This window comes from Nocardioides candidus (genome assembly GCF_041321175.1).
Classification (GTDB): Bacteria; Actinomycetota; Actinomycetes; order Propionibacteriales; family Nocardioidaceae; genus Nocardioides.
The window spans coordinates 479,293-500,203 of the sequence record NZ_JBGGWC010000003.1; the positions used below are offsets into that span (position 1 = coordinate 479,293).

Here is a 20,911-nt window from a genome sequence, read left to right on the forward strand (position 1 = left end):
CCTGTCACGTCAGTCGGGCAGCGTCGCACCGACGTCGGGCAGCCGCCGCACGAAGGAGTCGGGTCGCGGGTCGCGCACCGGAGCGAGGCGCACCGAGCCGGTCAGCACGGTCACGCCGTCGACGCCGGCCAGCGCCAGCGACAGCTCGAGCGCACTCACCTCGGGAAGGTCGTTCTGGAGGTGAGCCACCTTGGTGATCAGCTGCTCGAGCGCAGCGACGTCGACCGGCTGCGCGCCCCGGTAGCCGAAGAGCAGCGGCGAGCTCTTGACCTCGCGGATCATCGCGGCGACGTCGTGCTCCTGCAGCGGCGGGATCCGGTAGGACCAGTCCGCCAGCAGCTCGATGATCGGGCCCGAGATGCCGAAGGAGACGACCGGACCGAAGAGGGGGTCCTCGAACGACCGGATGGAGATCGGTACGCCGGCCGGTGCGTTCTTCTGCACGACGAAGTCGGCCGCGGCCGGGTCGGGGACGAACGCGGTCAGCGTGCCCCAGGCCTCCTTCATCTCGCTCGTGGAGTCGATGTTGCGCCAGACGTGCTGCCGGTCGGGCCGCTCGCGGACCGACTCGGCGGTGGCCTTGAGCACGACGTCCCAGTCCAGGGTCCGCGCGGCGGCCTGCGCCTCCTTCAGGCTGGCGACCGGGACGGCCGGCCAGACGTCGATCCCGTAGGCGCCGAGGAGCGTGGCCGACTCCTCGGGGTCGAGCAGCACCTCCTCCGGACGGTCGAGCAGCACCCGCTGCACGAACTGGCGCGCGGCGGGCGGGTCGACATCACCCGGGTCGGCGGGGGCGCTGTCGGGCGTGTGCAGCCAGACGGCGTACTCCACCACGCGCGCGAGGGCGCGCACGGCGGCCTCGACGGCGGGGTAGGACGGCACCGAGCCGCGTCCGGCCGTCGACCCCGCGACGTCGGGGACCCTCAGCAGCTCGGGGATGCCGGACGCACCGAGGAAGGAGGAGACCAGGGGCTTGTCGGACTGCTCCCCCACCGCTGCCAGCACGTTGGCGACCTCGTCGCCGGAGACGTTGAGCGGGGGGATGTAGACCGCGATCACCGAGTCGACGTCGGGGTCGTCGATCGCCTCGTCGAGCGCGTCCTCGAAGTCCTCGGCGGTGGCGTCGGAGCCGAGCGCGACGGAGCGGTTGACGACCAGCCCGACCGCGGCCGCGGCGTCGGCGGCGAGGAGGCCGAGCGCGTCGGAGTTGCCGACGATCGCGACCCGTCGTCCCCGCGGCAGCGGCTGGTGCGCGAGCAGCTGGGCGACGTCGAACATGTCCTCGAGGGTGTCGACCTGGATGATCCCGGCCTGGCGGAACATCGCGTCGACCGCCGCCTGCGGCGCGGAGATCTGACGCACGGTGTGGCCCATCGGCACGCCCTGCGTGGTGCGCCCGGAGCGCACGGCGACGATCGGCTTGCGCAGCGACACCCGGCGCGCGATGCGGGAGAACTTGCGCGGGTTACCGATCGACTCGAGGTACATCATCACCACCTCGGTGGCGTCGTCCTCCTCCCAGTACTGGAGGAGGTCGTTGCCCGAGACGTCGGCGCGGTTGCCCGCACTGACGAAGGTCGAGATGCCGAGCCCACGGTTCTTGACCTTCTCCAGGATCGCCGAGCCCAGTGCCCCGGACTGGCAGAAGAAGCCGGCCCGACCGCGGGCGGGCATCACCGAGGACAGCGAGGCGTTCACCGAGACGGTGGGGTCGGTGTTGATCACGCCGAGGCAGTTGGGGCCGATCAGGCGCAGCCCGTAGGAGCGCGAGAGCCCGACCAGGTGTCGCTGTCGGCGACGGCCCTCGTCGCCGGTCTCCGCGAAGCCGGAGGAGATGACGATCAGGCCGTGGACGCCCTTGGCGGCGCAGTCGAGGACGACGTCGGTCACCGCATCGGCCGGCACCGCCACGATCGCCACGTCGACCTCGTCGGGGATCTCGTTGACCGAGTTGTACGCCGGCATGCCGCTCACCGCGTTGGCCGACGGGTTCACGACGTAGACCCGCCCCGCGAAGTCGGCGTTGACCAGGTTGCGGACGAGCAGCTGGCCGATCGTGTCCTGCCGGCGGCTGGCGCCGACGATCGCCACCGACGTCGGGTGGAAGAAGCGGTGGATCGAGGCCGACTCGGCGACGTGCTCCCGGTTGTGCATCACGCCGATGGCGGTGTCGGTGGGGTCGATCGGGAACTCGAGGGTGATGACGCCGTCGGCGTACCCGCTCGCCACGCGGTAGCCGGCGTCGCGGAAGGTCTGGATCATCCGGCTGTTGTCGGGCAGCACCTCGGCGGTGAACCGCTCGACGCCTCGCTCGCGTCCGGCCTGGGCCAGGTGCTCGAGGAGCAGCTGGGCGATGCCGCGACCCTGGTGGCGGTCCTCGACGAGGAAGGCCACCTCGGCCTCCTTGGGCTCGACCACGTCGTAGCGTCCGACCGCGATCATCCGGCCCTGGAGCAGCATCACCAGCGCCACGCGGTCGGTGTGGTCGACGTGGGTGAAGCGACGCACGTCGCGCTCGGACAGGGTCGGCATCGGCGAGAAGAACCGGTAGTACTTCGACTGGTCCGACACGCGGGAGTAGAAGTCGACCATCAGCTGCTCGTCGTCGGAGCGGATCGGCCGGATGTGCGCGGTGCGCCCGTCGCGCAGGAGCACGTCGCTCTCCCAGTGCGCGGGAGGAGTCTTGATCTCCTGGGTGGGCGTCCCGTCCGTCACGGACTCAATCTAGCGGGGTCGTCCCGTGTCGGACCCTCCCCCTAAAGTGCAGGGTGTGAAGGCCCGATGAGCAAGGAAGCCGCGCTGCGCGCGATGAGGGAAGCCAAGTACGCCCGGTCGGCGGCGCCGTCCGCCCCGACCGGCAGGACAGACCAGCCGGGCCAGCCCGCCAAGCCGACGAAGCGGACACCGGCCCGGTCGGCGAAGAAGCCCGCGGCCGAGGTGCCGGTCGAGGCGACGACCGACGAGCTGTGCGGCCACCGGTCGATGAACGGGCGCACGTGCACCCGCGAGAAGGGGCACACGGCCAAGAGCCACCGCTACTCCTGACCGGGACGGCGAGCCGTCGTCGTCTGCGCCGGACCCGGCGGGGAGAATGACCGCATGGCACGGCGTACGACGACTCCCCCACCCCCTGAGGACTTCGAGGAGCACATCCTCGACACCGACATCCGCGACGAGATGCAGTCGTCGTTCCTGGAGTACGCCTACTCGGTCATCTACTCCCGGGCACTGCCCGACGCCCGCGACGGGCTGAAGCCGGTCCAGCGGCGGATCCTCTACACGATGAACGACATGGGCCTGCGCCCCGACCGCGGCCACTCCAAGTGCGCGCGCGTCGTCGGTGAGGTCATGGGGCGGCTGCACCCGCACGGCGACGGCGCGATCTACGACGCCCTCGTCCGCACGGCGCAGCCGTGGGCGATGCGGCTGCCGATGGTCGACGGCCACGGCAACTTCGGCTCGCCCGGCGGCGACGACCCGCCGGCAGCGATGCGTTACACGGAGTGCCGGATGGCACCCCCGGCGACGGCGATGACCGACTCGATAGACGAGGAGACCGTCGACTTCCGGCCCAACTACGACAGCCGCGAGATGGAGCCCTCGGTGCTCCCGGCGGCGATCCCCAACCTGGTCGTCAACGGCACCACCGGCATCGCGGTCGGCATGGCCACCAACATGGCCCCCCACAACCTGGTCGAGGTGGTGCAGGCGCTGCGTCACCTCATCAAGCACCCCGGCACCGATGTCGACGGGCTGATGCGGTTCATCCCCGGCCCCGACCTGCCGACCGGCGGCAAGATCGTCGGCCTCGACGGCATCCGCGACGCCTACCTCAGCGGGCGGGGCACGTTCCGCATGCGCGCCACCGCGCGCATCGAGACCATCGGCCGGCGCAAGGGCATCGTGGTGACCGAGCTGCCCTACGGCGTCGGCACCGAGAAGGTGGTCGAGCGGATCAAGACCCTGGTGCAGGGCAAGAAGATCCAGGGCATCGCCGACATGAAGGACCTGACCGACCGCGAGCACGGCCTGCGCCTGGTGATCGAGGTCAAGAACGGCTTCGTCCCCGAAGCGCTCCTCGAGCAGCTCTACAAGCAGACGCCGATGGAGGACACCTTCGGCATCAACAACGTCGCGCTCGTCGACGGGCAGCCCCGCACCCTGGGGCTGAAGGAGATGCTGACGGTCTTCCTCGACCACCGCTACGACGTCGTACGACGGCGCTCGCGCTACCGCCGCGACAAGAAGGCCGACCGGCTCCACCTGGTCGACGGGCTGCTCATCGCACTCCTCGACATCGACGAGGTCATCCAGGTGATCCGCACCAGCGACGACTCGGCGGCGGCCAAGGAGCGGCTGATCTCGGTCTTCGACCTGTCCCAGGCCCAGGCCGACTACATCCTGGAGATGCAGCTGCGGCGACTGACCCGGTTCTCCCGGATCGAGCTGGAGAAGGAGCAGGAGACGCTCCGGCGCGAGATCGAGGAGCTCGAGGCGATCCTCGCCGACGACGACCTGCTGCGCAGCGTGGTGAGCAACGAGCTGGCCGAGGTCGCGAAGACCTATGGCACCCCGCGGCGCACCGTGCTGCTCGAGTCGGCCGGCACGGCCGCGGTCACGGCAGCCGCCACCTCCCTCGAGGTGCCCGACGACCCGTGCTTCGCGCTGCTCTCGTCCACCGGGCTGCTCGCGCGCACCAGCACCGACGAGCCGGTCGGCACCGGAGGGTCGCGCGCCAACCACGACGTCGTCGTCTCCGCGATCCGCACCACGGCGCGCGGGGAGATCGGCGTGCTCACGTCCGCCGGTCGGCTCCTCAGGCTGGGCGTCCTCGACCTCCCGGCGATCCCGGCGTCGGCCAACGAGGCCAACCTCCAGGGCGGGGTGCCGCTCACCGAGCTCGTCTCGCTGGCGACCGGGGAGCGCGCGCTCGCGCTCTGCACGCTCGCCACGGACGGACCCGGCCTGGCCCTCGGCACCCGCCAGGGTGTGGTGAAGCGGGTCAACCCCGAGGTGCTCGGCAGGGACGAGTGGGACGTGATCGGCCTCAAGGACGGCGACGAGGTGGTCGGCGCCGTCCAGCTGCGCACCGGCGAGGAGGAGCTCTGCTTCGTGACCTCCGACGCCCAGCTGCTCCACTTCCCCGCCTCCGGGGTCCGACCGCAGGGCCGCTCGGGCGGCGGCATGGCCGGGGTACGCGTGACGGGGGGCGAGCGGGTCGTCTGGTTCGGCGCGCTCGACCTGCCGTCGTACGACGGCGGCGCGGTCCTGGTGACCGCCTCCGGCTCGTCGACGGCACTCCCCGGCACCGAGCCGGGCGCCCTCAAGGTCACCGACTTCGCCGAGTACCCGGGCAAGGGGCGCGCGACCGGCGGCGTGCGGTGCCACCGCTTCCTCAAGGGCGAGGACACCCTGGTCTTCGCGTGGGCGGGCCCGGCGCCGGCCCGCGGTGCGGCGGCGAGCGGCGCACCGGTGGACCTCCCCGAGGCCACCGGCCGGCGCGACGGCTCCGGCGTGCCGGGCAGCCAGCCGCTGGCGGCGTGCGCCGGACCTCTGGCGACCGTGCTGACCGCGTCTGTGTCAGGGTGACGCCATGAGCGCCACGACCCGACGCCACGCACCCGCCCGCCGGCTCGCCGCAGCCCTCCTGCTCGGTGGCGTCGCCGCCACCTCGCTCGCCGCGTGCAGCGGGGGCGACGACCCGGTCACCTCGAACAAGAAGCTCGACGAGGACGGCGACGGCACGGTCTCGCCCGAGGAGGTCATGGCGGGCGCCAAGCAGAAGCTCGACGACACCAGCGGAGTGGAGGTCAGCCTCAGCACCGACGACGAGCCGAGCGACGGCGACTACCTCTCCTCCGCCGACGGCGTGATCGTCGCCGATCCGCCGGCCTTCGAAGGCAAGGTCGCCGGACGCGTCATGGGCGTCGACGCCTCCGACATCCCCGTGGTCTCGGTCGACGGCACCCTCTACGTCAAGGTGCCGGTCCTCGGCTGGAACGACATCGACCCGAGCGACTTCTGCGCCCCCGACCCCGCCCAGCTGCTCGACCCCGACAAGGGGGTCTCCCCCATCCTCACCTCGACCGAGGACCTCGAGGCCGGTGACAGCGAGCTCGGCGGCGAGGACAACAAGGAGACGCTCACCCCCTACACCGGCACCGTCCCCGGCGACAGCGTGCGCAACATCCTTCCCTGCGCCAAGGGCGACAGCTTCGACGCGACGTTCCGGGTCAACAGCGACGGCGCGCTGACCCAGGCCGAGATCACCGGCGAGTTCTTCTCCGGCGAGGACGCCATCACCTACACCATCGACGTCGAGAAGTACGACGTCGAGCAGGAGATCTCGGCCCCCGAATGAGGCGCGCATGAACGCCGCCCCCGACCGGCGGTCCCGACTGCTCCTCGGCTTCTGCGCCGCCGCCGTCGCGTTCGCGGCGGTCGACACCTATGTCGTCGTGCTCGCCCTGCCCGACATGATGGCGGCGGTCAGCATCCCGGTCGACGAGCTGCAGCGGGCCGCGCCCATCGTGTCCGGCTTCCTCCTGGGCTACGTCGCGATGCTCCCGTTGATCGGGCGCATCGCCGACCTCCGTGGCCAGGTGCCGGTGCTCGCGGCGTCGCTGGTGGTGTTCGCCGCCGGTTCACTGGTCACGACGATCTCCTACGACCTGCCGACCATGGTGATCGGCCGGTTCCTCCAGGGAGCCGGCGGCGGCGGCCTCGTGCCGGCGACGATGGCGCTGGTCGCCGCCCTCTACCCCGTCGAGGACCGCGGCCTGCCTCTCGGCATCGTCTCCGGCGTCCAGGAGATCGGCAGTGTCCTGGGGCCGCTGTTCGGGGCCGTGGTGCTGGCGTTCGGCACCTGGCGCACGATCTTCGCGATCAACCTCGCCGTCGGCGTGCTGCTCGCCGTCGCGGTCCGGGTGCTGTGGGCCGGGCCCAGGCCGCCGGCCGGGGAGGGGGCTTCGCGATCCTCGCGACCACGACCCGACCTGATCGGTCTCCTGCTGGCCGCCGTGCTGGTCGTCGCGCTCGTGGTCGCGTTCGTGCAGCCGGTGGAGCTCAAGCGCGACCTCACGTGGGGCCAGCTCTTCATCCCGTACGTCGACGGGGGCAGCATCTGGGTGACCCCGATCGGTCTCCTCACGATCGCGGCCGGCGTCACGCTGTTCCTCTGGTGCCTGCTCGCCCGGCGGCCGCTGGTCGACCTGCGCGGCTGGTACGGCTCGGCCCGCGAGGCCGACCTCGTCGGCGCGGCGCTGCTCGCGCTGGCCCTGGCCGGCTTAGTGCTCGCCTTCGCGAGCGCCGATCCCGAGCAGGCGGTCTTCAACCCGAAGGGCGGCTGGTTCCTGCTGGGCGCCGCGCTCGCCGGGGCGGCGTTCGTCGTGCACGTCCTCCGAGCCGACGCTCCGATCGTCCCGCGGTCCGCGCTCGTGGCCGTGCCCGCGTGGGGCTCCCTGGTCGTCAGCTTCCTGGTGGGCTGGGCGCTCATCGCCGCGCTCGTCGACATCCCGCTCTTCGCCCGCACCACGACCTTCCGCGACTCCCAGCTCGGCGCCGCCCTCGTGCTGCTGCGGTTCCTCGTGGCGCTGCCGGTCGGAGCTGTGGTCGGCGGCTACCTCGTGCGCCGGCTGCCGGTCGGCGTGATCACGGCCGTCGGCATGGTGCTGGCCGCCGGCGGCTTCCTCTGGATGGCCCAGTGGGGCGAGCACAGCCTCGACGGCTTCGCCTCCAACATCCCGCTCGTCCTCGGCGGACTCGGGTTCGGTCTCGCGCTCGCCCCGGTCAACGCGGCGATGCTCGCGACCACGACCCAGGACGCCCACGGCCTGGCGAGCGCGCTGGTCGTCGTCGCCCGGATGGTCGGCATGCTCGTCGGCATCTCGGTGCTCACGACCTGGGGCCTGCACCGGCTGCACGTGGAGCACGTCAACGACCCCGATCTCGGCCTGACCGACCTCGCGATCGTGCAGGAGCACTCCGTCTTCACCGGTGCGGCGGCCGCGGCACTTCTGGCCGGCGCGCTCGCGCTCGTGCTGCTCCGCAAGGCGCCTACTCGCGGGCTGGACACCTCCGAGGTCCTGCGCACCGGCGGCTAGATAGCATCCGGGCGTGGCCAACTTCGACGACCTGCTCGCTGCCAACCGCGACTTCGCGGCCGACTTCGACCTGTCCGGCTTCGACGGCATCGCCCACGCCGGCGTCGCCATCGTCACCTGCATGGACTCGCGGATCGACCCGCTGCGCACCGTCGGGCTCAAGCCCGGCGACGCCAAGATCCTGCGCAACCCCGGCGGTCGCGTCGACGACCTCACGCTCGACGCCCTGGTCATCTCGGTGCACATGCTCAACGTCGACCGGATCATGGTGGTCCCGCACACCCGCTGTGCCGTGGCGAGCAACAGCGAGTCGGCGCTGCGCCAGCGGCTCGACGGTGCGACCGGCCAGGACACCTCCTGGCTGACCCTGCCGGTCACGGACGGCCAGGAGGCCGCCCTCCAGGCCGACGTCAAGCGCGTGCGTGCCCACCCGCTCATCCCCGACACCGTCCAGGTCGGCGGGTTCATCTACAACGTCGACACCGGGCTGCTCACGCAGGAGGTGTGACCCGGGCGGGGCGCCCGAGAGCCCGGGGTCAGGCGTCAGGCGTCGAGCGACTCCATGTCGACCTCGTAGGCACCCTGCACGATGAACTCCTTGCGCGGCGCCACGTCGGAGCCCATCAGGAGCTCGAAGACCTGGGCGGCCTCCTCGACGTCGGAGACCGTCAGCTTGCGCAGGGTGCGGTGGCGCGGGTCCATGGTGGTCTCGGCCAGCTGGTCGGCGTCCATCTCGCCGAGGCCCTTGTAGCGCTGCACCGGGTCCTTCCAGCGGACGTTCTTCTTCTTCAGCTCCGCGAGCTTCCGCTGGAGCTCGTCGTCGGAGTAGGTGTAGACGTACTTGTCCTGGCCCTTGCGCGGGTTGGAGATCTCGATGCGGTGCAGCGGTGGGACGGCGGAGAACACCCGCCCCTCGCGGACCAGGTCGGGCATGTACTTGAAGAACAGCGTCGCGAGCAGGCAGCGGATGTGCGCGCCGTCAGAGTCGGCGTCCGCCATGAAGATGATGCGGCCGTAGCGCGCCGCCTCGAGGTCGAAGGTGCGCCCGGACCCCGCGCCGACGACCTGGATGATCGAGGCGCACTCGGCGTTCTTCAGCATGTCGCCGACCGAGGCCTTCTGGACGTTCAGGATCTTCCCGCGGATCGGCAGCAGCGCCTGGAACTCCGAGTTGCGCGCCAGCTTGGCCGTGCCGAGCGCCGAGTCGCCCTCGACGATGAAGAGCTCCGTGCGCTCGGCGTCGGAGGCCCGGCAGTCGGCGAGCTTCGCCGGCAGCGTCGAGGACTCTAGAGCGTTCTTCCGCCGCTGCGTCTCCTTGTGCTGGCGGGCCGCGATGCGGGTCTTCGCCGCCCCGGCCACCTTCTCCATCAGGAGCTTGGCCTGGGCCTTCTCGGCGCGCTTGGTGGAGGTGAGGAAGTCCTTGAGCTGGGCGGCAACGACCTTCCGCACTGACGCTCGTACGGCGGGCGTCCCGAGGATCTCCTTGGTCTGGCCCTCGAACTGGGGCTCTGCCAGGCGCACCGTGACGACGGCCGTCATGCCCTCGAGGATGTCGTCCTTCACCACGTCGTCGTCGTTGACCTTGAGCGCCTTGGACGCGCGCATCGCGTCGTTGAAGGTCTTGGTCAGCGCCGCCTCGAAGCCGGCGACGTGAGTGCCGCCCTTGGGCGTCGCGATCACGTTGACGAAGGAGCGCAGCTCGGTCTCGTAGCCGGTGTCCCACCGCGCGGCGATGTCGACGGTCAGCTCGCGCTCGACGTCCTGGGGGGTCATGTGCCCGTGGTCGTCGAGCATCGGGACCGTCTCGGTGAAGGTGTCGGTGCCGGTGATCCGGACCACGTCGGTGACCGGCTCGCCGTGGCTGAGCGCCTCGGCAAACTCCGAGATGCCGCCGTCGTGGCGGATCTTCTCCTCGACGAGCTCCGGCCCGCGCAGGTCGCGCACGACCAGCTCGAGGCCCGGCACGATGTAGGCGGTCTGGCGCGCGCGCCCCACGAGACCCTCGATCTCGAACCGCGCGTCCTTGGTGAAGATCTGCCGGTCGGGCCAGAAGCGGATGCGGGTGCCCGAGCGGTCCTTCCCGACGCGCTTGCCCTTGCGGGTCAGTCCCGACCTGGGCTCGAAGGCCGCCTTCGGTCCCTCGCCGGTGAAGACGCCGGGGATCCCGCGCTGGAAGGAGAGGCCCTGCTGCGAGGGCGAGCGGTCCACGTCGATGTCCATCCGGCTCGACAGCGCGTTGACCACCGACAGGCCGACACCGTGCAGGCCACCGGAGGCGTTGTAGGAGCCGCCACCGAACTTGCCGCCGGCGTGGAGCTTGGTCGCGACAACCTCGACTCCGGGGAGCCCGGTCTTCGGCTCCTTGTCGGTCGGGATGCCGCGGCCGTCGTCGTACACCTCGACGGAGTCGTCGGGGTGGAGCGTCACCTCGACCCGGCGGGCGTGCCCACCGAGGGCCTCGTCGACGCCGTTGTCGATGATCTCCCACAGGCAGTGCATGAGGCCCCGGGTGTCCGTGGACCCGATGTACATGCCCGGGCGCTTCCGCACGGCCTCCAGCCCCTCGAGGACGAGCAGGTGAGCGGCGTTGTAGGTCTTGTCGGTGATGGCGGTGCTCCTGGTGGAAACCTGGGTTGGAACGGGGTCTTCCTGGGTACGAATCTACCTGCGACACGCCGAGGTTCGGTGCAGGGACACGGACCGGGGCGGGGCCACGATGGGCCAACAGCCGCCAATGCATAACAAGGATGTTTCGGGGTTTGAAAATCCCGATCAGCGCAGGACCCGATGTGATGGGATGGACGTGCCGTGGACCACAGGAGAGCGGGAATCTTGGCACCGCTCGCTACGTTGATCCCGGTACCGACCGAAGAAAGAGGCACAACATGAGCACTGCTGTTGCCCCCAGCGCACCCTTGACCGCCGAAGATCGTTGCGACCGTTGTGGTGCCCAGGCCTACCTTCGTGTCGAGCTCGCCACGGGCGGCGAGCTCCTGTTCTGCGCGCACCACGCCCGCGAGCACGGCGACAAGCTCAAGGAGGTCGCGGTGACCGTCCAGGACGAGACGCACAAGCTGGGCAGCACGCCCGCCGTCGCCGCGGACGACGAGCGCTGACCGGCCCGACCGACTTCGTCGAAGGCCCCGGACACTGGTCCGGGGCCTTCGCCCTTTTCGCTGGACGTCCCCAGGAGGGGCACTGATGGGTGTGGTGCTGGCGCTCGGCGCCGCCGTCGCCTACGGGCTGTCGGACTTCGTCGGCGGGCTCGCCAGCCGGCGTACGACGCCCTGGCCGGTGGCCTTCCTCGCCGCGCTCGGCGGCCTGGTCGGCGCCACGGTCGTCGCGCTCGTCCGCGGCGGCGACCCGGCCGGGGCGGACCTCGCCTGGGGCGCGGCAGCCGGGCTCGGCAGCGGCGCCGGCAGCGTCTTCCTCTATCGGGGCCTGGCCACCGGGCGGATGGGCGTGGTCGCCCCGGTCTCCGCGGTCGGCGCGGCCGTGCTTCCCGTGGTGGTGGGCCTGGCGACCGGCGAGCGGCCCTCGACGCTGACCCTGGTCGGCATCGTCGCGGCGCTGCCCGGCATCTGGCTGGTGGCCCGGATGCCCGAGGCCGACCCCGCCGCGCAGCCGGAGCACACCGGCTTCGTCGACGGCGTGCTCGCCGGCCTGGGCTTCGGACTGCTCTTCGTGGCGCTCGGCCAGGTGCCCGAGGACGCCGGGTTCTGGCCGTTGGCGCTCGCCCAGGGCGCCTCGCTGGTCGCCATCTGCCTCATCGCGGCCGTGCTGCGGGAGTCCTGGGTGCCGACGGCTGTGTCGGAGCTGTCGGGCGCGGTCGCCGGCCTGATCGCGACCGCCGCGGTGCTGATGTTCCTGCTCGCGACCCAGTCCGGGCTGCTCACCGTCGCGGCGGTGCTCACCTCGCTCTACCCCGCATTCACCATCCTGCTGGCGGCAGTCGTCCTCCGCGAGCACATCTACCGCGGGCAGGGCGCCGGCCTCGTCCTCTGCGGTGCCGCCGTCGCCCTGGTGGCCGCCGGCTGACTCCCGACGAGCCCGGGTCTAGCGTGGCCCCATGGCAGACACGACGGCACCGACCGCCGCTTCGATCGTGGGTGAGGTGCACGCCGGCACCATGACGGCGCGTCAGGCGACCGAGGCGGCGCTCGATCGGGTGGCGCGCTCGCAGAAGGTCACGAATGCCTGGCAGGTGGTGCGCGGGGAGGCGGCGCTCCGAGAGGCCGACGCGGTCGACCAGCGCTCGGACCGCTTCGCGCTGCCGCTCGCCGGGGTGCCCGTCGCCATCAAGGACAACATGCCGGTGGCCGGCGAGCCGATGCGCGACGGGTCCGCCGGTTCCGACCCCACGCCGCAGCCGCGCAACCACGAGATCGTCAAGCGGCTCCGGGCCGCGGGAGCGGTCGTCGTCGGCATCACGCGGGTGCCCGAGCTGTGCATCTGGGGCGCGACCGACTCCGTCTTCGGCATCACCCGGAACCCCTGGGACACCGCGATCACGCCCGGCGGCTCCTCCGGTGGCAGCGCGGCGGCGGTCGCCTCCGGCGCCGTCCCCATCGCCCACGGCAACGACGGCATGGGCTCCATCCGGATCCCGGCGGCCTGCTGCGGGCTGGTCGGGCTCAAGCCCGGCTACGGCGTCGTGCCCTCCGACCTCGGCAACGGCTCCTGGCACGGGATGGCCGAGAACGGACCGCTCGCCACGACGGTCGCCGACGCCGCGCTGATGCTCTCCGTGCTGGCCGGCGAGCCGTCGTACACCTCGATCGGCGAGCCGGGCACCCTGCGCCTGGCGCTGTCGACCCGCGCGCCGGGCGCCGGCATCCCGGTGTCGAAGGAGTGGGTGGGGGCTGCCCGGCGTACGGCGGAGGCCCTGCGCGCTGCCGGCCATCGGCTCACCGAGCGCACGCCGCGCTACCCCGCGACCCTGATGACCACCACCGCGATGGCGCTGTGGACCACCGGCGCCGCTCTCGACGCCGACCTGCTCGCCGATCCGACGAGGATCGAGAAGCGCAACACCCGCCACGTCGGCATCGGGCGCCAGCTGGCGAAGCGCGGGCACCCGAAGCCGGGCCCGCGCGAGGAGTGGCGCTCGCGGGCGGAGGACTTCTTCACCGACACCGACGTGCTCATCACCCCGACGCTGGCGCAGTCGCCGATCAAGGCGAGGTACTGGTCGAAGGGCGGATGGCTGGCCACCCTCCAGTCCAACGCGCGCTACGCGCCCTTCGCCGCGCCCTGGAACATGGCCGGCTGGCCCGCCATGTCCGTGCCGGCCGGTCTCGACTCCCGGGGCCGTCCCCTCGGCGTCCAGCTCGTCGGCCGCCCCGGCTCGGAGGCCACCCTGCTCGCACTCGCCGCCCAGGTCGAGCAGCTGCAGCCCTGGCCGCGCACAGCCCCCTAGCCCTTCCCGCTGGGCGCGGCAACCGATCGGCAGCCTCGTGCGTCAACCACGTGATGGTGACGACAACACTCCGCCGATCCTCGACGCTGGTCGTCGCGGCGCTGCTCGCCGCCGCGTGCGCTGGCCCGCGGCCGACCCCGGCGCGCGCTCCCGATCCCGCACCGTCCGCGGCCAGCGTCGCGAGCGACCCCGCCCCGCGCGCGGCGGTCCCGGTGTCGGCGAGCTCCGACCTCCTGTTCGTCGGCGACACGTTCTGGGGGCGCTTCGTCGAGCAGGAGGCGCGCCGGAGCGGCCTCGGCGCGCGCTACCCCTTCAGCGGGCTGCGCGGCTTCGAACGCGACCACTACGACGCGTGGATCGGCAACCTGGAGTGCCCCGTCGTCGCCGGGCTGCACCTGCCGGCGGCTGAGCAGGACCGCCTGCTCAGCTTCAACTGCGATCCCGGCTTCCTCGACGAGGCCGCCCGGTGGTTCACCGCCTTCTCCCTGGGCAACAACCACACCGGCAACCAGGGCCGCGACGGCCTGGCCGAGACCCGCCACCACCTCGACGAGCACGGCATCCAGCACTTCGGTGACCCGGACCCCCGCCGCCTGGACCACGTCTGCAACGTCGTCACCGTGCCCGTCCGGGTCACCGTCGACGACGGTTCGACCACATCGGGCGGCCTGCCCCTCGCGCTCTGCGGCTTCGACGGCGTGTTCCGGATCCCGTCGGAGGCCGCGGTCGACGAGCTCGCGACCTACGCCGAGCTGCTGCCCACCGTCGCCATGCCGCACAACGGGCTGGAGTACACCAGCACGCCCGACAGCATCAAGGTCTCCTTCGACCGCAGCCTGATCGACCACGGCGCCGACCTGGTCGTCGGCGGCCATCCGCACTGGATCCAGCCCGCCGAGGTCTGGCACGGCCGGCTGATCGCCTACTCCCTGGGCAACTTCATCTTCGACCAACGCTTCGACGCGGAGGTCACCCGCTCCGCCGCGCTCCAGGTGAGCCTGAGCACCGACGACGAGGACCTCGCGCGCTGGCTCGCTCTCGGCGCACTCTGCCGCGCTCGCCAGGGCGACTGCCTCCGGCAGGTCCGGCAGGCCGGGCTGCCCAAGCCCCGGCTCGACTACCGCTACAGCATCGTCGGGACGACCAGCGCCGACGGCGTCACCCGACCGGCCGACGCCGCGCAGACCCGCGCGATCGAGCAGCGCCTGGACTGGCCGACCGTCGCGGAGCGACTCGACCGGCCGTAACCGGACGGGAGCAGTCGGTCTGCCCAGCCTCCTGGGCCGCCTCCCGAGTCACATCGGACCCACGGGCACCAGTCCTCCCGTCCCAGTACGGCCTGCATGATCGGCACGGCGACGGGTGACACCCCTGAGGTCCACGGAGCAGTTTTCGTCGATCTCCGGACATCGTCTCGGGCGAGTTTTATCGTCGCACCATGTCTCAGCAGCAGGTGGCACCAGCAGGCTGGTACCCGCACCCCTCGATGGTCGGCACCCAGCGCTACTGGGACGGCTCGAGGTGGACCGACCACATCGCGCCCATGCCGATGCTCGCACCCATGCCGATGGTTCGCGCCCAAGGCATGGGCGACGGCGTTCTGGTGGTCGGCTACATCACGGCCATCTTCATCCCGGTCGTGGGCTTCATCATCGGGATCGTCGCGATGTCCAAGGGCCGCGGGGGCCACGGCGCGGCGATGCTGGTGATCTCGATCGTCGCATTCATGTTCTGGCTCAACGCGCTGACACCCGACACGACCTACAGCACGTACAACGGTTACTGATCTTCTCGCCGTCCGCAGACTCCATCTGCGACGCGCTCGGGCGATCAATCAGTCCAGGTAGTCGCGCAGGACCTGCGACCGGCTCGGGTGGCGCAGCTTCGACATCGTCTTGGACTCGATCTGGCGGATCCGCTCGCGGGTCACGCCGTAGACCTTGCCGATCTCGTCGAGGGTCTTGGGCTGGCCGTCAGTGAGGCCGAACCGCATCGAGACCACGCCCGCCTCACGCTCGGAGAGCGTGTCGAGCACGGCGTGCAGCTGCTCCTGGAGCAGCGTGAACGAGACCGCGTCGGCCGGGACGATCGCCTCGGAGTCCTCGATCAGGTCGCCGAACTCCGAGTCGCCGTCCTCACCCAGCGGGGTGTGGAGCGAGATCGGCTCACGGCCGTACTTCTGGACCTCGACGACCTTCTCGGGCGTCATGTCGAGCTCCTTGGCGAGCTCCTCCGGGGTGGGCTCGCGGCCCAGGTCCTGGAGCATCTGGCGCTGCACGCGGGCCAGCTTGTTGATGACCTCGACCATGTGCACCGGGATGCGGATGGTGCGGGCCTGGTCGGCCATGGCGCGGGTGATCGCCTGCCGGATCCACCACGTGGCGTAGGTCGAGAACTTGTAGCCCTTGGTGTAGTCGAACTTCTCGACCGCACGGATCAGGCCGAGGTTGCCCTCCTGGATCAGGTCCAGGAAGAGCATTCCGCGACCGGTGTAGCGCTTGGCCAGCGAGACGACGAGACGCAGGTTGGCCTCGAGCAGGTGGTTCTTGGCGCGGCGGCCGTCCTCAGCGATCCACTCGAGCTCCTCCTGGAGCTTCGGGGAGAGCTTGGTGCCGCGGGCGAGCTTCTCGTCGGAGAAGAGGCCGGCCTCGATCCGCTTGGCGAGGGAGACCTCCATCTCGGCGTTGAGGAGCGGCACCTTGCCGATCTGCTTGAGGTAGTCCTTCACCGGGTCGGCCGTCGCTCCGGCGACCATGACCTGCTGGGCGGGCTCGTCGGTGTCGTCGGCGGTGGAGACCACGAACGACGAGGTGGCGCTGGCCTCTTCCTCGTCCGCCTTGATGGTCGGGTCGGCGGCGACGTCCTTCTCGAACTGGTCGTCGGGGATGTCGGGGAGGACCTTCTTGCCGTCGGGACCGACGGCGGGGACCTCGGCTGCAGCGGGAGAGGCCGCGCCGGCCTTCGCAGCGGCCTTCTTCGCCGGTGCCGCCTTCTTGGCCGGAGCAGCCTTCGCGGGAGCAGCCTTCGCCGCGGGCTCCGCGGCGGCCTTCTTGGCCGGAGCGGCCTTCTTGGCGGTGCTCGCGGTGGCGGTCTTGCGCGTGCTCGTCGCCGCGGCGGTGCGGCCCGCGGCGGGCACGGCGACGTGGATGCCGAGACCGGCCAGGTGGCCCAGGAACGACTTCAGGTGGGGCGCGGCGACCTCGGCGGCCGCGCAGGCCTGACGGACGTCCTCCGGACTGACGCTGCCCGTCGGGGCGGCTCGCTCGATCAGAGCGACGATGGACGGATGCGCGAGCACCTCAGCAGGGACCTTGCGTGCGTTCGACGACACGAACACCTCTCGAATACAGCGGAGACCAGCAGTAGGGCGCGGCCCAGCCCGGAGGCGTCAAGACCGCAGGTCACATTCTGCCACGCAGGGCGAAGCCGACCGAACCCAGCCCGGAGGTACGGGGATCCGCCACGAGATGGCACCGCCCCGGGTACGGTCTGCAGCCTCGGGCCTTTACTTTCCGCCCGAGGAGGCTGTCCATGCGCAGGTCGCCCACATCCGCCGCCGTGGTCGCCGTCCTCGTGCTGACCGGCGCGGGCCTGGCGACCCTCCCGGCGACCGCCTCCGGCGCGTCCGCGGGCGGCGCCGGCCGTGCCGACGACCGCGTGGCCGCTCCGCGCAACGCGGTCATGAGCGTGAGCACCGACGGCGGTCTGGGCGAGTACGACAGCGGCGGCGTCGGGGTGAGCGTGACGGCGCGCAACGAGGCGTCGATCTCGTCCGACGGTCGCTTCGTCGCCTTCGAGTCGACGGCCGAGACGCTCGTGCCCGGCGACGCGAACGGGCGGGCGTCGGTGTTCGTCCGCGACCGCGACACCGACCACGACAACATCCTCGACGAGGCCGGCCAGGTCACCACGGTCCTGGTGAGCGTCGGCACCGACGGGCGGCAGGAACACGGCGCCCGCAGCGTCGCGCCCTCGATCTCCGCCGACGGCCGCTACGTCGCCTTCGAGAGCACCGAGGCGCTTGCCCCCGAGGACACCAACGGCGCCTACGACGTCTACGTGCGCGACCGGGACACCGACCACGACGGGATCTACGACGAGCCCGACGCGGTCGCCACGACCCGGATGAGCACGGGGACCGGCGGCCAGCAGGGCGACAACGCGAGCCTCGAGCCGAGCATCTCCCCCAACGGCCGCTACGTGGTCTTCAGCTCGATCGCGACCACCCTGTCGCCGCTCGACCCGGACAACGGCCAGGACATCTACCTGCGCGACCGCGACGTGGACCACGACGGGATCTACGACGAGCCCGGCGCCGTCCGCACCACCCTGATGTCACTGCTGGCGAACGGCACCCACCAGCAGAGCACCAGCGAGATGCCGAGCATCAGCGCGAACGGTCGCTACGTCGTCTGGAACACCCTCAGCCAGGCGTTCGACCCGACCGACACCAACCACGCGATGGACATCTACGTGCGCGACCGCGACGCCGACCACGACGGCCGCTGGGACGAGACGACCCAGCCGGGCGCCGTGACGACCCGGCGCCTCACCCGCGGCCTCGCCGGGGCGGTCCCCGACCAGGAGAGCCAGGAGGCCTCGATCACGCCGAGCGGCCGGTTCGTCACCTTCTCGTCGCAGGCCTCCAACCTGGTGGCCAACGACACCAACGGCGTGCGCGACGTCTTCGTGATCGACCGCGACACCGACCGGGACGGCGTCCTCGACGAGGGCGGAGCCACCCGCACCACCCGGATCAGCGTCGGCGGCAACGGACGTCAGGCCGACGACAAGAGCAACGGACCGTCGATCTCCTCCGACGGCCGGATCATCGTCTTCGAGTCCTACGCGTCGACGATCGCCCCGCAGTCCGGCCTGTCCGGGATCTACCTGCGCGACCGCGACACCGACGGTGACGGGATCTTCGACGAGCGCGGCGCGGTCGGGACCGCGACCCTCAGCCTCAGCCTCACCAACGGGCCGGCCGACGGGTCCAGCTTCGCGCCGGTCATCTCGGCCAACCGCCGCTGGGTCGCGTTCAGCTCGCTCGCCGAGAACCTCGTCGCACGGCGGTTCGACAACCACCACGGCGACGTGTTCGTGCGCGGCCGTCTGGGTTAGCCGTACGGCGACGGCACGTCGGACACGCCGGGGATGCTCACCCCACCGCGGCGCAGCAGCGCCTTCTCCGAGCGCTGGACGACCTTGTAGAACTCCGCGCTGCGCCCACGAAGCAGCGGCGTCCGGGCGAGCACCGGCACCGGCCCGTGGGCGAGCCGGCTCGCCCGGGCCACGGCCTGCCACCGCGCCTCGTCGAGGACGCTCCACGTGATGCCGTAGTGCTCCCGCACCACCGATGGCAGGCTGCCCTGCACCACCGTGCGCAACGCCGGGGAGCTCAGGGGCCGCAGCGGCAGGTGGTAGCCCGACGTGCCGGCGATGTTGCGGCCGATCAGGCGCGCCTCCTCGACCAGGTGCGGCTCGTCGGAGTGCAGCCAGGCGTCGAACGCGGTCCGGAAGTCGTCGTACGACGTCGGGGCGGCCGAGCGCGGCATGCCGAAGAGCTCCGCCCAGGACACGAAGCCCTGGAAGAGGTCCTCGCGCTGGTCGCCGGTCAGCCGGCCGACCAGGGCGTCGTACATGAACTCCACGGAGTCCAGCGAGAAGGCCGCGGTCCACCACATCAGGGCGGGGTCGGCGGCGTCGTAGGGCGCTCCCGCGGGGTGGGCGGGACCACCGTCGACCGCCATCGTGCCGCGGACCGTCTCGTGCCGCTTCGCGCTGAAGGCCAGGGCGCGGTCGGCCTCCTCCCGGCTGCCGAGGAACACAGCCTCCATGAGCCGGGCGGTCAGCCCGAGGCGCGTGTAGGGCGAGGTCCGGTGGCTCGTGTGCTGGGCGGTGCCGACGAAGAGCCGCGGGTGCAGCGCGCCGATGACGAGCGCGCGCTGGCCCCAGGACAGCCCGACCGCTCGCTGCTGCAGGGCGCGGACCACCATCGACCGGCGCCCGAAGTAGCCGCCCACGTCAGCGTCCGGCGAGCGCCCGGAACCGCTTCACCTGTGCGGTGCGCTCGGCGAGCCGCTGGTCGTCCAGGCTGCGCGCGGGAGCGTCCTGGAGCAGCGCCTTTGTCGCGGACACGGCGCCGTGCGGGTGCGCGGTGAGCGCCTCGACCATCGCGGCCAGTGCACCGTCGAGCTCGGCGGCGGGCGCCACCACCTGGGCGAGTCCGATCTCGCCCGCCTCGGCGCCGGAGACGACCCGCGCGGACGCGCAGATCTCCAGGGCACGGGCGTAGCCGACGGCGGCGACGAGTGGCTTGGTGCCGACCAGGTCGGGCACCAGGCCGAGCGCGGGCTCCTTCATGCAGAAGCGGGCGTCGTCGGCCACGATCCGCAGGTCGCAGCACAGCGCCAGCTGGAAGCCGGCGCCGATCGCGTGTCCCTCGACGACCGCGACGGTGATGAACCGCGGGTCCGACAGGAGCGCGAACGGCTCCTGGTAGATGGCGATCTGGTCGATGATCTCCTGGTCACTGCTCGCGAGGGTGGCGATGAAGTTGCCCTCCTCCTCGGCCTGCGCCGGGTCGAGGAGGGACAGGTCGAGGCCCGCGGAGAAGGTGCCGCCGGCACCACGCACGACCACGACCCGCACGTCGTCGCCGAGCTCGCGGAGGATGCGGGCCATGCCGGCCCACAACCGCGGCACCTGCGCGTTGCGGACCGCGGGCCGGTCGAGCGTGATCGTGGCGACCACGCCGTCGACGGAGAGACGCAGCCCGGCGTGCGCCAGCTCGTCGGCCGTCATGGTCGCTATGGTGCTCATGCAGGGTCCTTCTCGAGGATGAAGAAGTAGGGCTGCGGGTCGATCCGCAGGTCCATCACCCCGAGCAGCATGGTCTCGTCGACCCGGCGGAAGACGTCGATGATCGGCAGGTGGTCGTAGACCATCGCGGCGGTGACGACGCCACGGTGCTCGACCGCCCGCAGCCGGGCACGCGGCTTGCGGGTGCGGACCGCCGGCTTCAGCGCGGCGAGCAGCGCCCGCGAGCGGTCGACGAGGGCGGCCGGCGCCTTCCCGACCAGCCCGAGCGGCACCTTGCGCGGGTCGACGGCGAAGATCTCGCCCTTCGGCGTCGAGAACAGCAGCGGGTGGACGGCATCGACGGAGTCGAACTGCTTGCCGTACCAGCCCGACGGCACGAGCAGCCCGTCCATCGCGTGCCCGGTCGCGAGCTCCCGGCCGTGGTAGCGACCGGTGATCTCCTCGGGGCGCACGGCCGGCAGGTCGTCGTACAGCGCCAGGGCCTCGGCCGTGGTGCACGCCGGTTCCAGGGCCGCGAGCCGTTCGGCAGCGGTGGGGGTGGTCCTCGTCCTGGGCATCAGCATTCCTC

Annotated in this window: 17 protein-coding genes; 11 read left to right on the forward strand and 6 right to left on the reverse strand. The window is 71.6% G+C overall.

Annotated elements, in window-relative coordinates:
• Positions 1-9: 9 nt before the first annotated feature.
• On the reverse strand, positions 10-2,715 hold the full coding sequence (locus tag ACAX67_RS16575; protein ID WP_370704974.1) for a bifunctional acetate--CoA ligase family protein/GNAT family N-acetyltransferase: 2,706 nt from the start codon (positions 2,713-2,715) through the stop codon (positions 10-12).
• Between the two features lie 66 nt (positions 2,716-2,781).
• Here ACAX67_RS16575 and ACAX67_RS16580 point away from each other — a divergent pair, with 66 nt between their 5' ends.
• Genes ACAX67_RS16580 through ACAX67_RS16600 form a run of 5 tightly spaced genes read left to right on the forward strand, consistent with a single transcriptional unit; the run spans position 2,782 to position 8,610 of the window.
• Positions 2,782-3,045, forward strand: coding sequence for a hypothetical protein (locus ACAX67_RS16580; RefSeq protein ID WP_370704975.1), 264 nt, complete (start codon positions 2,782-2,784; stop codon positions 3,043-3,045).
• A 54-nt stretch (positions 3,046-3,099) separates the two neighbouring features.
• Positions 3,100-5,589, forward strand: coding sequence for a DNA gyrase/topoisomerase IV subunit A (locus ACAX67_RS16585; protein ID WP_370704976.1), 2,490 nt, complete (start codon positions 3,100-3,102; stop codon positions 5,587-5,589).
• Between the two features lie 4 nt (positions 5,590-5,593).
• The gene (locus ACAX67_RS16590; protein WP_370704977.1) at positions 5,594-6,361 is read left to right on the forward strand and encodes an LppX_LprAFG lipoprotein; all 768 of its coding nucleotides are present in this window, start codon (positions 5,594-5,596) and stop codon (positions 6,359-6,361) included.
• Between the two features lie 7 nt (positions 6,362-6,368).
• On the forward strand, positions 6,369-8,102 hold the full coding sequence (locus tag ACAX67_RS16595; protein WP_370704978.1) for an MFS transporter: 1,734 nt from the start codon (positions 6,369-6,371) through the stop codon (positions 8,100-8,102).
• A 13-nt stretch (positions 8,103-8,115) separates the two neighbouring features.
• Positions 8,116-8,610 carry a beta-class carbonic anhydrase gene (locus ACAX67_RS16600; protein ID WP_370704979.1) on the forward strand — a complete coding sequence of 165 codons (495 nt, stop codon included), beginning with the start codon at positions 8,116-8,118 and terminating at the stop codon, positions 8,608-8,610.
• Positions 8,611-8,645: 35 nt separating this feature from the next.
• Here the strand turns inward: ACAX67_RS16600 and ACAX67_RS16605 are convergent, their stop codons facing one another.
• Positions 8,646-10,763, reverse strand: a complete 2,118-nt coding sequence (locus tag ACAX67_RS16605) for a DNA gyrase/topoisomerase IV subunit B (protein ID WP_370705095.1) — start codon at positions 10,761-10,763, stop codon at positions 8,646-8,648.
• A 224-nt stretch (positions 10,764-10,987) separates the two neighbouring features.
• On the opposite strand from ACAX67_RS16605, the gene ACAX67_RS16610 reads away from it, so the two are divergent.
• From ACAX67_RS16610 to ACAX67_RS16630, 5 genes are all read left to right on the forward strand, one after another.
• On the forward strand, positions 10,988-11,218 hold the full coding sequence (locus ACAX67_RS16610) for a DUF7455 domain-containing protein (RefSeq protein WP_370704980.1): 231 nt from the start codon (positions 10,988-10,990) through the stop codon (positions 11,216-11,218).
• An 85-nt stretch (positions 11,219-11,303) separates the two neighbouring features.
• The gene (locus ACAX67_RS16615) at positions 11,304-12,140 is read left to right on the forward strand and encodes an EamA family transporter (protein ID WP_370704981.1); all 837 of its coding nucleotides are present in this window, start codon (positions 11,304-11,306) and stop codon (positions 12,138-12,140) included.
• 31 nt (positions 12,141-12,171) lie between these two features.
• Positions 12,172-13,521: an amidase gene (locus ACAX67_RS16620; protein WP_370704982.1), complete on the forward strand. Its 1,350-nt coding sequence runs from the start codon at positions 12,172-12,174 to the stop codon at positions 13,519-13,521.
• A 56-nt stretch (positions 13,522-13,577) separates the two neighbouring features.
• On the forward strand, positions 13,578-14,768 hold the full coding sequence (locus ACAX67_RS16625) for a CapA family protein (protein WP_370704983.1): 1,191 nt from the start codon (positions 13,578-13,580) through the stop codon (positions 14,766-14,768).
• 191 nt (positions 14,769-14,959) lie between these two features.
• Positions 14,960-15,307 (forward strand): DUF2510 domain-containing protein, encoded by a 348-nt coding sequence (locus tag ACAX67_RS16630; RefSeq protein ID WP_370704984.1) that lies wholly within the window; start codon positions 14,960-14,962, stop codon positions 15,305-15,307.
• Between the two features lie 48 nt (positions 15,308-15,355).
• On the opposite strand, the gene ACAX67_RS16635 is transcribed toward ACAX67_RS16630, so the two are convergent.
• A complete protein-coding gene (locus ACAX67_RS16635) occupies positions 15,356-16,858 on the reverse strand; it encodes an RNA polymerase sigma factor (protein ID WP_370704985.1) in 1,503 nt (500 codons plus the stop codon).
• Positions 16,859-17,052: 194 nt separating this feature from the next.
• Between ACAX67_RS16635 and ACAX67_RS16640 the strand changes: the two genes are divergently transcribed.
• On the forward strand, positions 17,053-18,642 hold the full coding sequence (locus ACAX67_RS16640) for a TolB family protein (protein WP_370704986.1): 1,590 nt from the start codon (positions 17,053-17,055) through the stop codon (positions 18,640-18,642).
• On the opposite strand, the gene ACAX67_RS16645 is transcribed toward ACAX67_RS16640, so the two are convergent.
• Genes ACAX67_RS16645 through ACAX67_RS16655 form a run of 3 tightly spaced genes read right to left on the reverse strand, consistent with a single transcriptional unit; the run spans position 18,639 to position 20,900 of the window.
• A complete protein-coding gene (locus ACAX67_RS16645) occupies positions 18,639-19,544 on the reverse strand; it encodes an oxygenase MpaB family protein (RefSeq protein ID WP_370704987.1) in 906 nt (301 codons plus the stop codon). The two genes, ACAX67_RS16640 and ACAX67_RS16645, sit on opposite strands and share 4 nt — an antisense overlap.
• 1 nt (position 19,545) lies before the next feature.
• The gene (locus tag ACAX67_RS16650; RefSeq protein WP_370704988.1) at positions 19,546-20,343 is read right to left on the reverse strand and encodes an enoyl-CoA hydratase/isomerase family protein; all 798 of its coding nucleotides are present in this window, start codon (positions 20,341-20,343) and stop codon (positions 19,546-19,548) included.
• Positions 20,340-20,900: a DUF4334 domain-containing protein gene (locus tag ACAX67_RS16655; RefSeq protein WP_370704989.1), complete on the reverse strand. Its 561-nt coding sequence runs from the start codon at positions 20,898-20,900 to the stop codon at positions 20,340-20,342. Before ACAX67_RS16655 ends, ACAX67_RS16650 begins: the two co-directional genes overlap by 4 nt.
• Positions 20,901-20,911: the final 11 nt, after the last annotated feature.